This window comes from Clavibacter californiensis (assembly GCF_021952865.1).
Classification (GTDB): Bacteria; Actinomycetota; Actinomycetes; order Actinomycetales; family Microbacteriaceae; genus Clavibacter; species Clavibacter californiensis.
Map to the genome: position 1 here is coordinate 779,600 of NZ_CP040792.1, position 16,336 is coordinate 795,935.

Annotated in this window: 9 protein-coding genes and 1 pseudogene; 3 read left to right on the forward strand and 7 right to left on the reverse strand. The window is 69.7% G+C overall.

Features of this window, described 5'->3' with window-relative positions; translation table 11 throughout:
* Positions 1 to 24 precede the first annotated feature (24 nt).
* The 7 genes and pseudogenes from FGD68_RS03970 to FGD68_RS04000 all read right to left on the reverse strand — a co-directional run.
* On the reverse strand, positions 25 to 1,023 hold the full coding sequence (locus FGD68_RS03970) for an ABC transporter substrate-binding protein (RefSeq protein ID WP_181036671.1): 999 nt from the start codon (positions 1,021 to 1,023) through the stop codon (positions 25 to 27).
* A 180-nt stretch (positions 1,024 to 1,203) separates the two neighbouring features.
* Positions 1,204 to 2,718 carry a sugar ABC transporter ATP-binding protein gene (locus FGD68_RS03975; RefSeq protein ID WP_317207891.1) on the reverse strand — a complete coding sequence of 505 codons (1,515 nt, stop codon included), beginning with the start codon at positions 2,716 to 2,718 and terminating at the stop codon, positions 1,204 to 1,206.
* Between the two features lie 150 nt (positions 2,719 to 2,868).
* Positions 2,869 to 3,879 (reverse strand): LacI family DNA-binding transcriptional regulator, encoded by a 1,011-nt coding sequence (locus FGD68_RS03980; RefSeq protein WP_237609809.1) that lies wholly within the window; start codon positions 3,877 to 3,879, stop codon positions 2,869 to 2,871.
* Between the two features lie 240 nt (positions 3,880 to 4,119).
* Positions 4,120 to 4,989 (reverse strand): hypothetical protein, encoded by an 870-nt coding sequence (locus tag FGD68_RS03985; protein ID WP_147361588.1) that lies wholly within the window; start codon positions 4,987 to 4,989, stop codon positions 4,120 to 4,122.
* Between the two features lie 244 nt (positions 4,990 to 5,233).
* A complete protein-coding gene (locus tag FGD68_RS03990) occupies positions 5,234 to 9,184 on the reverse strand; it encodes a LamG-like jellyroll fold domain-containing protein (RefSeq protein WP_119372136.1) in 3,951 nt (1,316 codons plus the stop codon).
* Positions 9,185 to 9,390: 206 nt separating this feature from the next.
* A complete protein-coding gene (locus tag FGD68_RS03995; protein WP_119372135.1) occupies positions 9,391 to 10,401 on the reverse strand; it encodes a LacI family DNA-binding transcriptional regulator in 1,011 nt (336 codons plus the stop codon).
* Between the two features lie 1,251 nt (positions 10,402 to 11,652).
* Positions 11,653 to 13,788: pseudogene (locus tag FGD68_RS04000) on the reverse strand (heavy metal translocating P-type ATPase); the annotation flags it as partial.
* Between the two features lie 202 nt (positions 13,789 to 13,990).
* Here FGD68_RS04000 and FGD68_RS04005 point away from each other — a divergent pair.
* The 3 genes from FGD68_RS04005 to FGD68_RS04015 all read left to right on the forward strand — a co-directional run bounded on the left by FGD68_RS04005 (position 13,991) and on the right by FGD68_RS04015 (position 16,182).
* Positions 13,991 to 14,470, forward strand: coding sequence for a hypothetical protein (locus FGD68_RS04005; protein WP_119372133.1), 480 nt, complete (start codon positions 13,991 to 13,993; stop codon positions 14,468 to 14,470).
* A gap of 97 nt (positions 14,471 to 14,567) precedes the next feature.
* Positions 14,568 to 15,155: a DUF305 domain-containing protein gene (locus tag FGD68_RS04010; protein WP_119372132.1), complete on the forward strand. Its 588-nt coding sequence runs from the start codon at positions 14,568 to 14,570 to the stop codon at positions 15,153 to 15,155.
* 259 nt (positions 15,156 to 15,414) lie between these two features.
* Positions 15,415 to 16,182 (forward strand): M23 family metallopeptidase, encoded by a 768-nt coding sequence (locus FGD68_RS04015; RefSeq protein ID WP_119372131.1) that lies wholly within the window; start codon positions 15,415 to 15,417, stop codon positions 16,180 to 16,182.
* Positions 16,183 to 16,336: the final 154 nt, after the last annotated feature.

The window sequence follows — 16,336 nt, forward strand, 5'->3', positions numbered from 1 at the left end:
GCACTGGGGTCGTGCGGTCGGGCCCTAGAACTTGCGGTCGGGCAGGACCTCGGCGGCGACCTCGGGCGAGTCGAAGGTCTCGCTCGGCACGACGATCGAGGAGTCGACCTTCTCGCCGGCGAGCGTCTTCTTGACGGCGTCGAGGGCGGTGTCCCCGAACAGCGGGTTGTACTCGGCGACGAAGTTCAGCTGGCCGGCGGCGAGTGCCTTCAGCGCGCTGGAGGTGCCGTCGATGGTGGCGATCTTGACGTCCTTGCCGGGGGTCAGGCCGGCCTCCTGGACGGCCTGGATGGCGCCGAGGCCCATCTCGTCGTTCTGCGCGAAGACGAGCTGCACGTCGTTGTTGTTCGACTTGAGGACGGTCTCGAAGACGCTCTTGGCCTCCTCGGTCGACCAGTTGGCGGTCTGGGCACCGAGCTTCGTGAACTTGGAATCGGCGCCGATGACGTCGTTCCAGCCCTCGTTGCGCTCGTTGACGACCGAGACGCCCGCGGGTCCCTCGAGCGTGAAGTAGTTCCCGCCGTCGGGGAAGGCGGACTCGGCCCAGTCCGCGACGCTGGTGCTCACCGCGATGTTGTCGGGCGCGATGCGCGTGGTGTAGAGGTCGGTGTCGTCCGGCTCGATGCCGCGGTCGATCAGGATGACCGGGATCTCGGCCTCCTTGGCGCGCTGCAGGGAGTCCTCCCAGCCCGAACCCTCCGTGGCGGAGAGCAGGATGATGTCCACTCCCTCGTCCACGAACGAGGTGAAGGAGTCGATCTGGGACTTCTGGTCGCCGTTGGTGGCCGGCGCGTACTTGAGGTCGTAACCGGCCGCCTTGGTGAAGGTGTCCTCGATGTTGCCCTCGTTCGCCTGGCGCCATGCGCCCTCAGGGCCGACGGCGACGAATCCGATGGTCGTCAGGTCGCCGTCCCCGCCTCCGCCTGCGCCGGAGTCGCCTGCGGAGCAGCCCGCGAGGCCCAACGCCATCGCTCCGAGGGCTGTGAAGACCAGGACCTTGCTGAAGTGCCTCTTCGTGAGCATGTGTCTCCTCCTTGAGACCGCGGGCGCGACGAATCGCGCCCGGGATGGGGTTCGGCCCGGCGATCCTGTAACAGGGGGCGTCCGGGCACGAGGGATGTGGTTGCTGTGCAGTCAGGCGCGAGGGGGTCGCGTCGTGTTGGGAATGTTACCGTGAACATTCCGAGGAACGCAATGCGTTCTTCACCATGGATCTTCCGCGTCCTCGTCGAGGTCGGGATCGGCGTCCGCCGCGATCATCTCGACGACCGTGTCGACCGTCAGCCACGGGCCATTGCTCACCTCGCCGATCTTCTCGCGGTCCTTGAACACGACGATGCGGTCGCTCAGGCGGACGACCTCCTCGAGCTCCGACGAGATGTAGACGACAGCGATGCCCTCCTTCGCGAGCTGCGAGATGCGGGCCTGGATGTCGACCTTCGCGGCCATGTCGATCCCACGGCCCGGCTCGTCCAGCACGAGCACACGCGGCCGGGTCGCGAGGCAACGCGCGAGGACCACCTTCTGCTGGTTGCCGCCCGAGAGGGACCTGACCGGGATGTCCGGGTCGGCCGGCCGGATGTCGAGCATGTCGATGTACATGCTGACCAGGTCGTCGCTCTCGGCGGACGAGAGCGGGTGGGCCCATCCGCGGCGGGCCTGGACGCCGAGCACGATGTTCTCCCGGAGCGACAGATCGCCGATGATCCCGTCCCGGTGACGGTCCTCGCTCACGTGCGCGATCCGGTTGCGGAGACCGGCGATCGGTCCGATCAACGGCGTCGGCTCTCCGTCGATGAATATGCGGCCCGAGTCGGAGCGTTCCACCCCGCTCAGGAGCGAGGCCAGCTCCGTGCGACCTGACCCTCGCAAGCCGGCGAAGCCGACGATCTCGCCTCGGTGCAGCTCCAGGTCGGTCGGGGCGACGGCTCCGCGGCGGCCGAGGGCCACGGCTTGGTAGAACGGGGGGCCGACGGGCTGTCGGCGATGTTCGCGACGGTCGGAGCCGATCCTGCGGAGCGCGTCGATGTCCTTCCCGATCATCTTGGCGATCAGCTCGGCCCGGTCCATCGATCGCGCGGGGTACTCGCCGACCGTGCTGCCGTCCCGCAGCACCGTGATGCGGTCGCTCAAGGTGAGGACCTGCTCGAGGAAGTGCGACACGAAGAGGATCGCCACGCCTCCGTCCCGCAGCTTCCGCAGCACGACGAAGAGCCGGGCGACGTCGCCGGCGTCCAGGCTCGACGTCGGCTCGTCGAGCAGGAGGACGCGGGGCCGGTCGACCATGGCGCGGCTGATCGCCACGAGCTGGCGGAGCGCGGGGGAGAGCGACCGGAGGGGGAGTCGGGGATCGAGATCGCCGAGGCCCAGCTCGCTGAGCATCTCGGCCGCGCGCTGGTGGGTTCGCGACCAGGAGATGCCGAACCCGCCGCGGAGCTCGTGTCCGAGCATCATGTTCTCGCCGATGCTGAGGTTGTCCGTGAGGCGCTCGTCCTGGAACACCGCCGAGATGCCGGCCGATCTCGCGTCCGCGGGTCCGGAGAATGCGCGCTCGACCCCGTCGATCGCGATCACGCCGGCGTGGGGACGGTGGACGCCGGTGAGCGTCTTGATGAGCGTCGACTTGCCCGCGCCGTTCCCGCCCAGGAGCCCGTGGATCTCCCCGGGTACGAGGCGCAGGTGCGCCCCCGACAGGGCGGGACCGGATTCGAAGTCCACCCGGATCCCGACCATCTCGACGATGGGATGGGGGTATCGCGGAGTCGTCCTCGACTGCGTGGCCACGTGCCGTCCTCCGGTCGTGCGCGGCGCGGCATCGGGGCGCCGCGCGGGGTGCCGATGCTACGCGACGGGGGAGCTCACGGCCCCCTAGGCGGAGCCCCCGCGTGGTGGCGCGGTCGATTCCCGGACAATCAGATGCGTCGCGATGCGGGTGCGCTGCGGGATCTCGTCGCCGCGTATCCGTGCGTGGATCACCTCGGCGACCGCCGTCCCCAGCTTGTCGAAGTCCTGCCGGATCGTCGTCAGCGGCGGGAGCATGTGGCGCGCGGTCGGCAGGTCGTCGAAGCCGATGATGCTGACGTCCTGGGGGACGCGGATGCCCCGTTCGACGAGTCCGTGGATCACGCCGAGGGCCATCTCGTCGCTGGCGACGACCATCGCGGTGAAGTCCGGGACGGTGGTCAGGCTGGAGGCGAAGTCGTAGCCGGAGTCGGAGGTCCAGTCGCCGATCACGATCGGGCGCTCCCGCATGCCCCAGGACTTCGCCCGCGAGTGGAACGCGCGTTCACGGGAACGGGCATCGAGCCAGTCGAGTGGACCGGACATGTGCAGGACGTCGCGATGCCCCAGCGACGCCAGATGGTCGACGGCCTCGACCATGCCCGCCTGCTGATCCACCGAGACCGTGAGGAAGGTCGGGTCCTTCTCCGACTTCACCACGAGCGTCGGGATGCCGATGTCGATGGTGCGCAGGGCTGCGACCGACGAGGAGCGCGGCGCGATCACGCAGAGGGCGTCGATCCCGAGGCCGGTCAGGTGCTCGATGGCGTCGAGCGGGGTCATGTCCCGGTCGTTGTGCACGGCGACCGATGTGACGGAATAGCCCTTCTCGCGCGCGGCCCGCTCGATCGCACGCAGCGTGCTGGACGGGCCGAACTCCGCACCGCTCTCGACCATCACGCCGATGCGCTGCGTGCGTCGGGTGACGAGCGACCGGGCCGCGACGTTGGGGCGGTAGTTCAGCTCGTCGACCGCCTGGAGCACCCTCTGCCGCGTCGAGTCCTTGATGTTGGGGTGCCCGTTCAAGACGCGCGAGACGGTCATGTGCGAGACGCCCGCGATGGCGGCGACCTGCTTGAGGCCCGGGCGACCAGCCACCACCACGACCCCCTCCGCTCTCCGGGCGAGCGCACCGCAGACGAGCGAGCGAGCGGGCGGGCGAGGAGCGCGCTCCGCCCACCTCCTAGAGCATAGCCAGGCGTCTGCGCGGCAGCTGCGGAGCCGCCCCCACCCCGCCGCGCCCTCCCGATGCTCGCCGGCATCGGCGTCCGCCCGCACTCGATCTCGGCCGCCTCCCCTCGGAGGCGGCCACCACATCCCGAAGGCCCAGGTGAGGCCTCAGCTCGCCTCCCGGCTCGTCGACTCGGGGAGCAGGAACCGTACCTCCCAGTCGTCGAGCGGCAGGCCGGAGGAGGAGATGCGCTCCCGGATCGCGGCCTGCTCCCGCTCCGGCGCGACGATCTGGACCGTGGCGACGCCGTCGATCCGAGACGCCCCGTCGTCCGCCCATAAGGCGGCGACGTCGTGCTCCTCGACGAGGTCGCGGAGCAGGGTCGCGTACCGGTCGTGGTCGCCGGGATCGGCGGTCATGCCGAGCGTCGCCGCACTGATCTCGACGGGCACGTCGTCGGGGAGCCCGGCGGCTTCCCGGAGATCGTCCGCGCGGGCGACGAGCGGGAGCAGGGAGAGGAGCCCGTCCGGCTCCTCCTCGGTCTGGACGAGCGTGAACTGACCGCGATCCCCGATCATCGGCTGGATGTCCATGCCGGGGACCGTCTCGCCGATCGCGTCGGTCAGCCGTTCGATGTCGTATCCGAAGTCGATGCAGGTGGGCGAGGAGGCAGTCCGAGACGGCAGCGTCCCGGCGGTGTGCGCGGAGACGGAGGCCCCCTCATCGGTGGCGATCCGCACCGACCACGAGACCGTGCCCTGGTACTCCGTCGTGCATGTCGCGTCGAGGAGCTCGGAGAGGCCCTCCGGATCGACGTCCAGGTCGATGCGCGACATCGCGTCGGAGAAGGTGGGCGCTTCGACCCACCGTTCGGAATCGCGGACCTCCACGCCGGGCAGGTCGGCCATCCGCGTGGTCAGGTGGTCGAAGCCCGCATCCCGTCGCTCGAAGTGCGTCTCGTCGATGCTCCACCCGACGATGATCAGCGCGCCCGAGAGGACGCCGACTCCGAGGAGCCCGAGGACGGTGGTTCTCATCCATCTCGCCATGCTCGAGGATCCCACCAGGCGTCCGCGGGACGCCAGAGCTGCCCATGGACGGCGGGAGAACATTCGGTTGTCGAGCCGCGACGCCACAGCGACCGCACTGAGCGCCATCTCCTGCGTCTCGCCGGCGTCAGGCCATGCGATGGCGAGGCCGGCGTCGGGTGTCGAGTCCTCCATGAGACGGCACGGGTGGGGTGGTGAACACGTTCGTGGTCACCACCCCACCCGTGAGGGGTCAGCGGCAGGCGGTCGCGGCGTAGCCGGGCTTCGCGGCTCCTGTCGTCTGGCCGTCGCTCCCGGTCGCGCTCACGTCGAGCGAGCCCGCGGTGATGGACTTGCTGTCCGTCGTGAAGGCACTGCTGACCGTCTTGCCGCGAGGGACGGACGGGTGGGTGACACGCCCCCACGGGGACTCGACGGTGATGTCCGCGGTCGCACCGGTCGTGTTGGTCACACGTCCGGTGACAGTGACCTTGCCCGCGGCGCAACGCGCGACCGCTGATGACAGCACGGTCGCCGCCGTCGGCGAGGCCACGAACGGGGTGATCGTGATCTTGTCGAGGTTCGGCGCGTACTGCGACGTGAGCAGCACGCCGGGGAACGTGTCGGAGAGGTACGTCTTCCCATCGAAACCCGGGAGCTCCTTGGACGTGATCGAGATGACGTTCGCTCCCTTCTTGAGGGTCACCGGGACGGTCAGCTCCCACAGCTGGTTCTGGTGGAACGTGTGCGGGAAGAGGACCTTCTGCGTCGCACCGTTGATGGTGACGTCGGCGTGGCGGGCGAGGGGATCCGGGTTGTAGTGCGTCGCGGGGGACTGCTCCTCGTTGGAGTAGCGGAACGTCAGTGCGTAGGTTCCGTCCGCTTTCGCCTGGATGTCGGGGAACGTGACCGAGGAGTCGCCGGAGCGACCGCCGCCGATGCTCCCGACGGCCTTGCCGCCGGATGCGAGCGACAGGTCACGCACGACCGCGGGCCCTTCGATGGTGGCGGCTTCCGCTTCATAGGAGGTGGACGCCTGCGCGCCGACAGCGGAGCCGATGACGACGCGGTCGACGCGGAGCGATCCGCCCGTGCCGATGACCTCGATCTTGTTGACGCCGCCGGAGAGGAACACCTGCTTCGTGGTGCTCTTGCCGACCGTGCCCACATCGACGCCGTTCACGTGGAGCTTCCCCGTGCCCCCGCCGAGCGTGTCGACGGTGAGAGACGACGGCGCGTCCTCGCTGCTGTACGCCCACATGACGCTGGCGGCTCCTGCCTTGAGCTTCACGGTCCCGGATCCCGATGCTCCTGCGCGGGTGTAGTCGGTCTGCGCGCCCGTGGTCAACGATCCGAGCTCGGCCTCGTAGATGGTCGAGCCCGCGGTGGTGCTGGGCAGTGACAGCTCGATCTTGTCGACGATGCCGTCACCGATGGTGCCCGCGGTCCCGGCGAGGTTCTTCGCCGAGAGGCTGATGGTGTGGGTGCCGGCGGTGAGTCGCACCTTCGTGTCCACGTGGTCCCAGACGACGAACTTGTACGCGAGCGGCAGGTAGATCTCCTGCTCTGCCGCACCGTCGACGGTGAGGAAGGTGTTGATGGGCCCCTGGGTGGCGTTGGCCGCGAAAGTGTTCTGCGACCCGCCGAAGACGCTGAGGTCGTACTCGCCGTCCTTCGGGACCGTGACCTGGAAGTCCGTCTTCAGGTCCCCACCCGTGCGGAAGCCGCCGATGTCGCGGCCGCCGGACGTGTAGAACCCGCCGACGTTGCTGGGGGAGCCCTCGGGGCCGTTGAGGAAGCGCTGGCCGGTGAAGGCGGCGTCCTCGGCCTCGTACTTCTCTCGGAACTGCACAGGCGAGGAGGACGGGGAGGTCGCCTTGGCGCCGGGGGTCAGGATGACCTCGTAGGCGGAGTCGATGTCCAGCGCCGGGAGGGATCCGCCGAAGTCCAGTGCGATGGCTCCGTCGACGACCTTCGCGTCGAACTCCTTGACGGTCTCCGGTTCACGGGAGTCGCCCACCTGTCCGGTCCAACGGATCTCGTTGACCTTGACGTGCACCTTCGAGCCGAAGGTCTTCGTGGGGATGCGGTCGAAGAAGACGGAATGCTGGCCCTCGGAGCCCCCGAACAGCGCGCGCGCCTGCTTCTTCTCCGTGTCGAGAGTGGAGACGCCCTGAAGCGTGTAGCTCTCTCCGGGTTTCGGCGGCGTGACGGCGACGGTCTTGCCGCTCATCTGCGCGTACGAGTTGAGCAGCCACCACTGGCCGTTGGCACGGTTCGCCTGGACGGCGGAGTCGCTGAGGTTGCCGTCGATGTTCCAGTAGGCGATGTCGCCGTCGACCTTCTTGTCCTCGATGGCGCTGATCCACTGGATCATCTGACCGGGAACGGAGGTGTGGTAGTTGAAGGCGTACTCGTTGAGGTTGATCGGCAGGTGCTTGCCGGCGAAGCGCGTGCCGGTGAACAGCTCGTCCTCCCACTCGCGGTACCGGTCGACGTTCTTGCGGATCTCGCCGGGCGCGCTGAGCTCGTGCCAGGTCATCACCTCGGGAAGGGTGCCGGCCTCGATGGTGTGGGTCATGAAGCCCCGCACCTGGTCGTAGAGGACGCTGGTGTTCGGCCCCGCGATGCGCGCGTCGGGCATCTTGCCCTTGATCAGCGCGTGGGCGCGGTCCCAGGCGGAGAAGAAGTCCGTCGGGTCGTCCAGCCAGCTGACACCGTCATAGCTCCACTCGCCGGTGCCGAACATGTTGCCCTCAGGCTCGTTGAAGGGGACGAAGACGATGTTGTCCTGGTACTCCTTCGGCATCTGGAGCACCTGGTCGACCTGGGTGCCGATCTTCCCGAGGAAGTCGTCGAGCTTCGCCTCCGGGGTGTCTCCCGGCCACTGGTACGGGAATCCGCGGTAGATGTCGGTCATGTAGATGTACGTGTCGCCGTCGGAGGCGTCGGTGACGGCCTTCGCGACGTCGAGGGCGTCCGCTCCCGGGTGCTGGGGGCCGTCCTGGGCCTTGGTCGAGACGGTGCGCAGGTCGATGCCCTCGAGCAGGTTCTTCGAGGGGAGGCCCTGCCCGTACACACCGTAGAGGGTGCCGGAGGCGCCGCCCATGAAGTCCCCGGTGGTCGTGCCGAGGTCGATGGTGAGCTCGCCCGGCAGGCGGACGGTGACGGTGGCGGTGACCGGGGTGCCGGTCTCGGTCGCCTCGCCGCGCACCGTGAAGGAGCCGCGCTTCGCGTACGCGGAGGCGGGGATCTCGTCCCAGGTCACGGCGATGGGTCGGGTGACGCCGTCGGAGTAGAGCGCGGGGACGCCCGGGAGCTCGGGTGCTGTCCCGATCGCGGTCGTCACCGCCACCTCGGTCGGGGTGACCTCGGTGACGGTCGGTACGAGATCGCCGGCGAGTCCGCGGACCTGCGCTGCGGAGAGGGCTTGGTCGTAGACCCGGAAGTCGTCGATGGCGCCGTCGTAGTAGGGGTGCACGTCCCAGAGCGCCCGGCCGATGTTGCCGCTCTTCGATGCGGATGCGGAGTAGAGCTGGGCTGCCAGGTCGACCGAGGCGGGTGCCGTGGCGACCTGCAGGCCGTTGACGTACAGGACGATGTCCGTGCCGTCCATGGTCGCGGTGACGTTGACCCACTGGTCCTTCTGCAGCGGGCCCGTGCTGGAGGCGCCGGTCTCCCCGCCCTCACGGAGCTGCTTGATGATCGCGCGGGCAGCGCCGTCGCCGTCGCGGAACGACGGCGCGAACGCGGAGGCTGCGTCGGGGCTGATGCCGAGGCACCAGAGCCACTGGAACCCGCCGGTCCCCGACCACTGCGTCCACGCGGAGACGGTGGTCTGCGTCACGCCGTCGAAGAGGCCGTTGGGGACGGTGATGTACGGCGCGGTCGATGAGTCCGCCGCTCCGCCGGGGAGGTCGATGGCGCGTGTTCCGGCCTTGCGGCCCGGGACGAACGACGCTCCGGCGCTGTTGACGACCGTCCCGTCGAGGCTGCTGGGGGAGAGGTCGGTGACGGTGTCACCGGGGGTCTGGCCCTCTTCGAAGTCGTACTGCAGCACCAGCGCGTCTGCGGGGATGGTCGCATCGACTGCGGCGGTGGCCGGGTCGCCGGGGAGGGCGACGACGAGGGCGGCGATGGTCGCCGCGCTCAGTGTGAGGGCGAGCGGACGAGTGCCGCGTCGCCGGGGGGACGTCTTTGTCACCTGGGATCCCTTTCTGCGAGGAAGACCGGTGGTCGACTGGATGGTCGGCGCAGGGGCGGCTGTAGGTTCCGCATCGAACCGGTTCGACGACCATAGGTTCGTTCACGGCCAGGACGCAAGGGCAGCACCGGATCCGGGGCGGGATCGACCGCCGCAGCCGTCCTCGGTCGAGGCATGGATGAGGTGTGAGCGACGAGCGGCGATGTCTATCGCGGGAGGACGCTTCCTCGGTCGACCAGCCGGGCTTCCAGGAGCGTGACGCTCGGCTGTGCAGGGGATCGGGGATCGGCGATGCGATCGACGAGCAGGTCGACGACTCGCGCCGCGAGCTCCGCCGGCCCGGTCTCGATGTAGCTGTAGGGGACGGAGAAGTCGCGCGCGAACCCGGCGGAGTGCAGGGTGATGACCGACAGGTCCCGGGGGACCGACACGCCGCGTCTGCCGAGGATGCCGGGCAGCATCGCCGCCGTCCGGTCGCTGTGCACGATCAGAGCGGTCGTGTCGGGTTCCTCGTCCAGGAGCGCGGCGACCATCGGCTCGATGCTCTCGGCGGTCGTCTCCGCATGGCGCACGCGCAGGTCCATGCCGAGGCTCCCTGCTGCCGCGAGTGCCGTGTCGCGGAAGCGCCATCCGTAGGTCCCGCCTCGCTCGAACACGTGTCGCGGGGGCACGATCATGGCGACCGCGTCATGTCCGAGTCCGCGCAGGTGCTCGAGCGTGACCGTCGCGGCTTCCGCGAAGTCGAGGTCGAAGACGTCGATGCCGGTCGGGTCCTGCGGCAGTCCGATCACCACCCCGGGCTGGCGGCCTCGGCGGAGGATCGGAAGGCGGTCGTCGTCCGTGGAGACGCTGAGCAGGATCACCCCGTCGACCATGCCGGCGCTCATCACCCGGGCGAGAGCCGAGGCGCCGTCGCGCTCGGTGACCATCAGGATGTCGTAGCCCAGCAGACGCGCCCGTGCGGTGACGGGGAGGACGTACTCCATCATCGCCGGCGCGAACTCGTCCGGGTCGAAGTGGACCAGCAGCCCCAGCACCATCGTCCGTTGGGTGGCCAGGGCGCGCGCTCCCGCGTTGACCGTGAAGTCCAGCGAGCGGATCGCGTCCTGGATGCGCTGCTGCGTCTCCAGCGAGATCGCGCGCTTGCCGGACAGCGCGTAGGAGACGGTGCTGCGCGAGACGCCGGCGGCTCTCGCCACATCGCCGATGGTGGCCACCGCGTCTCCTCATGAACCCGCTCGGGAGCCGGACCCCCGGCATGGTCGCCCGGATCCGTCGCGTCATGCCGTGCACGCCAGGGGGCCCGGGTGTCGTGGACCCACGACACCCGGCGCCCACGTGGCTGACGAAGCAGTCCGGGCGTGCACACGGTACCTCACCGTCAGCGGATGGGTCCTCGGCCCTGCCGCTCACGAGCGACGACCCTGCGCGCCACGGCGATCTCCGAGCGCACGGGCACGGGGCGCGGACCGTCACGAAGACGCTCGCGGTCGCGGACAGCGCCAGCTCCTTGAGGACGGCGAGCGTGCTTGCGCTTCCCCGAGGATCGTCCGGGTAGGGATCTCCACCTGGACGCGTCGGGCAGCCCACGACTCGCGACGCACCAGGGGTCCGACAAGGCGCTCGTGTTCTCAGCCGGCGAGAGGCGCAGTCGGACCATCGGGCCCGTCGGCAACGAACTCCAGCGACACGAGGTGGAGCTGCGCCCGGGACACGACGGCGGTGACGACTCGTCCGCCACCCACAGGCGCGCCGACAGCCACGACGAACTCGTTGCTGTCGATCGTCAGTCCTCCTGTGGCGACCTCGCCATCGACCACGACCGCCGCAGGCCGGGCGTCTTCGCGGTCGACCAGCGGCACCCACGGATGCTCGGTGAAGTCACCGAGACCCGACTCCTCCCGGAAGACGTCGTGCAGGACGTAGTCCGCGTGCAAGGCGAGCAGCCCCGCGACATCCAACGCGTCGGCAGTGGACACCCCTGACGGCGGACAGTGCGTCTGCACCGCTTCCCAGAGCTGCGGGAACCGGCCGCGGTCCCGCATCCACACCATCCATTCCGGCAGGTCATCCGGTACCGCTTCGTTCTGCATGCGGCGCAGATCGTCATCGAGCGGCCGGAGGTCAGCCGGGTCCCCGAGGTCGTCCGGGTTCCGCAGCACGGTGTAGGACCGCGACAGCGTGACAGGCTGCATGACTTGCACCCCGGCGACTGTCCGCTGGGATGTCTGGAGGCCGCTGATGCCCCAGTCCTCCAGATGCCGTTGCGGCACCAGGCCCGCCGCCGACACCCCGAGCTCGCGCGCCTGATCGCGCCATGAGGCCCTCGGGTCCGGTCGGTCCGTGCTTGCTCGCCCCGTGAAATCCATGAGGCACCCTCGCACGGGCTCCTGCGCGGGCCCGGCAGACGCCCGTTCGCGAGGCCACGGCGGCGTCCGGTGAGGGATCCCCCATCGAGACGGCTCAGTGCGCGTGGTTCGCAGGTCCAGGCGGCGGAGCAGCTGCGCGTTGAGGGCGACGACGATGGTCGATGCGCTCATCAGCAGTGCCCCGATGGACATGGGCATCACGAACCCGATCGGCGCGAGGACCCCGGCAGCGAGGGGGACGGAGATGAGGTTGTAGCCGGCGGCCCACCAGAGGTTCTGCGTCATCTTCCGGTAGCTCGCGCTGGAGAGCTCCATCACGGCCAGCACGGAGCGCGGGTCGTCGGAGGCGAGGATCACGCCGGCGGACGCGATGGCCACATCGGTGCCGGCACCGATCGCGATGCCGACGTCGGCTTGAGCCAGGGCTGGGGCGTCGTTCACGCCGTCGCCGACCATCGCGACCTTCCGGCCCTCATCTTGGAGCTCGCGGACCTTCGCGGCCTTGTCCTCCGGGCGCACCCCCGCGAAGACCCGGTCGACGCCGAGCTCGTCACCGACCGTGTGCGCGACGGCTTCGGCATCGCCGGTGATCATGACCACCTCCACGCCAGCGGCATGCAGGGCGTGGATGGCGTCCCGAGATTCCTCGCGTACTTCATCCGAGAGGGCGATCGCGCCGATCACGTCCCCGTCCTGGAGGACGTGGAGGATGATCCGGCCTTCATGCACCCACTGCTTCGTTCCATCCATCGGGGTCGTGTGGTGCGTGTCGAGCATGGCGGGGCCGCCGACGCTGACCGTTGCGGCGTCTACCTGTGCGGTGACGCCGACCGCGGTGGACGCCTGGAACTCCCGTGCCCGTGGGACGGCGAGCTCGCGCCGGGCAGCGGCGGCCACGATGGCGCGCGCGAGCGGGTGCTCGCTGTCCGCTTCGACGGCGGCCGCGACGGCGAGGACGCCGTCCGCGTCACGTCGGTCGGTGCTGAGCACGTCCACGACGGTGGGCTCGCCCTTGGTGAGGGTGCCGGTCTTGTCGAACAGGACGGTGTCCACGGTGCGCATCGTCTCCAGCGCCAGGCGGTCCTTGATCAGGATCCCGGCCTTCGCGGCGCGCTCGGTGGCGATGGACACCACCAGCGGGATCGCGAGACCGAGCGCGTGCGGGCAGGCGATGACGAGGACGGTGACGGTGCGGATCACCGCGTCTTCTGGCCGGCCGAGCAGCGTCCAGGCGATCGCGGTGAGGATCCCGGCGCTGAGGGCGAACCAGAACAACCATCCGGCGGCGGTGTCGGCGAGACGTTGCGCGCGCGAGGTGGAGCTCTGCGCCTCGGTGACGAGGCGCTGGATGCCCGCCAGTGCGGTGTCGTCACCGATCGCGGTGACCTGGACCCGGATCGGGGTGTCGGTCGCGACGGTGCCGGCGACTACCCGGGCACCCGGGCCTCGAGACACCGGCTGCGACTCACCGGTGATCATCGACTCATCCACATCGGCCGTCCCCTGCGCGATCGTGCCATCAGCAGGGACGCGCCCGCCGGGACGGACGATGACGACGTCCCCCATGCGGAGCTCGGCCGGTGAGATCGTCACGACGTCATCGCCGTCGACGCGTTCAGCCTCGTCCGGAAGCAATGCCGCGAGGGACTCCAGCGCGGAGGAGGTCTGCGCGAGGGAACGCATCTCGATCCAGTGCCCCAGCAGCATGATCACGAGCAGCAGCGCCAGCTCCCACCAGAAGTCGAGCTCGTGATCCAGCAGCCCGAGGCTCGCCCCCCACGAGGCGAGGAACGCGATGGTGATCGCCAGCGCGATCAGCAGCATCATCCCCGGACGACGACTCTTCAACTCGCTGACGGCACCCGTGAGGAAGGGCCGCCCACCCCACGCGTACATCAGCGTCCCGAGGACGGGAGAGACCCACCCGAGAGCGGCGACGTCGGGGAGCGTGTAGCCGAGGATCGTGGCGAACATCCCGCTCGCGCCCACGACCGGGGCCGCGAGGATCAGCATGATCCAGAACAACCGCCGGAAGCGGGCGACGTGGTCTCCGTGGCCGCCGTGACCTGCGTGCCCGCCGTGGTCAGCGTGTTCGTGGTCGCCCGCGCTCATCCGGTCGTGGCTGCCGGACCCAGCGTCATCACTCGCGCCATGTAGTCGCTCGTGCGTGTCCGCCGGTGCGCCGTGGACGTGCTGTGCGTGCTGCGCGGAGGTGGAGAGGCGTCGATCGTTCATGGATCCGAACGTCTACCCCATAGGGGTATATGCATACCCCTGTGGGGTATCCATTGCGGTGGGGCGGGTCGCTGGTGCTGCGGAGCGGAGCGTGGTCCGGTGCTAGCCGATAGGCGCGTGTGAAGTGCGAACAGGTGTGCGGTGTTCACGTCACGATCGGGTAACGTACGCCGAGTATCAGCGGCAGCGGAGAGGAGCCCAGGTGATCCCGGTGTCCTCCTCGACCCTGTCGCATCGGGCGTTCGGCGCCTCTGTCGCCGGTGTCCTCCTCCGTCTGCTGGCTCTGGTCGCGGTCGTGGTGGGACTGGTCGTGATGACCCCTGCCGCACAGGGCTGGGGCGAGTCGACCGGCAGCGACCACACGCACGCCGCCGGCGACCTGCATGCCCATGGGACCGGTCATGGGGTGGGCGACAGGCGCCCCGCCGTCGATGTCCCATCCTCCGTCGTCGCCGATGCGCTCGGTGCGGCCGCGCTGCCCGACCTCGCCCTTCTCCCGGCCACGGCTGCGTCCGCGATCGCTCTGCTCCTGGCGGCGGTCGGCATGGTCGTGGCCCGTGCGCTGTGGCGGGACGCGACCCTCGGCGTCCTCCCCGCCCTCGTGCTCCGACGCATGGTCCGCCCGCCGGCCCGGCTGCCCTCGCCTCCGTCGCCAGCTGCTCTGTCCGTCTTCCGCATCTGATCCGTCCTGCATCGACCCATGACCTGGGCTGATCCACCGCGCCCAGCGCGGTGATGATCGTGCCCTGCCATACCTCTGCAGGAACAGGACCAACCCCATGACGAAGAAGACCACGACGATCACCGCCGGCCTGGTGCTCACGGCCGCGCTCACGCTGACCGGCTGCGCGACGAATGATGCCGGGACCACCCCCGAGACGAGCTCGTCGGCATTCGCGGACAGCTCGACCAGCGCGCAGACGAACGATGCCGACCTCGCGTTCGTGCAGATGATGGCCCCGCACCACGAGCAGGCCATCGAGATGAGCGACTCCCTGCTCGAGAAGACCGGCATCCGACCCGAGGTCACCTCACTGGCTACCGGGATCAAGGACGCACAGGTCCCGGAGATCGAGCAGCTGGACGCGTGGGCTGAGCAGTGGGGCGTCGAGGAGATGTCGGGCATGGACCACGACATGGACGGCATGATGTCCGACTCCGACATGCAGGAGCTCGACGGCGCCGAGGGCACCCAAGCCGAGGAGGTGTTCCTGAACCAGATGATCGAGCACCACACCGGTGCGATCGAGATGGCGCAGACCGAGATCGACGACGGCCAGAACCCCGACGCGATCGCCATGGCCGAGGACATCGTCCGCACGCAGGAGGACGAGATCTCCCGCATGCGCACCCTCCTCGGCTCCTGACCCTCTCCCTTCACTCCTCTCCCACTTCCGCATTCCGCAGCGTGGGCGGCGATCCCGTGATGCCGCCCTGCCTGCGTGCCCCCATGAAAGGCACCAATTGCCCAACGCCACACCCCCGGCGCCCCTCGCGCGTGGGCGACGTTCCCGCGTCATCCCGCCGACCCGCACGACCACCCGCCGCAGCACCTTCGAGCACGCTGACCCGGTGCCCGCCGGCCGGACACTGACCTGGCAGCAGGAAGCGCGGCGGCGGGCGCGCATGATCCAGGCCACGGCGGCGCCCACCACCGCCCACACCCGGCGGAGCGGCGCGAACCCGTGGAAGACCGCGATCGGCGCGATGCTCGCCGCCGGCGCGATCGCCGTCACCTACGGCCTCCCTGCGTACGCCGTCCCCGACGACATCGCCGGCGGCGCCGTGGCCGTGCACGACCCCGCCACGGGCGAGATCCAGACGCTGCAGGTCGACGGCGCCGACTACACCGTCACCAGCGAAGAGGCCTTCTCCGTCACCCTGCCGCCCCCGCCCCCGCCGCCCGTGGTTCCCGTGCAGGCGCTCAGCACGACCGCCGGTGCCGGCGCGGCCCTGGCCGCCGTTCCCGCAGGCACCGATGTGCGCTGGCCCATCCCGTCGTCGCTGCGCATCTCCAGCCCCTTCGGACCGCGCGCATCGCCCTGCTCCGGGTGCTCCTCCAACCACCAGGGTCTGGACTTCGACCCCGGCAGCGGGGCCGCCATCCAGGCCATCGCGCCAGGAGTCGTCCGCCAGGTCGTCAGCTCGAACACGGGCCTGGGCGTGCACGTGGTCATCGAGCACGACATCGACGGGACCCGCATCAGCAGCACGTACGCCCACATGCGGTTCGGCTCCGTGCCGCTGCGTGCGGGACAGGTCGTCGAGGCCGGGACGCCGGTGGGTCGGGTCGGGACCACCGGTGCCAGCACGGGACCACACCTGCACTTCGAGCTCGCCTACGGCTCCAAGCGCATCGACCCGTACGAGTGGCTCATGACGCACGTCCGGTGACCGCGCTCGGGTGGGCCCGCGCGATGGAGCGAGCCCATCCACGCCGGCTGTCGTCCTCGCCTCGACGACACGGAGCGACGCACCTCACACGGTCGCGTCGCCGCCAAGCGAGCGTCCGGATGGGGATCCCCATCCGGCCGCGACGATGAGCCTC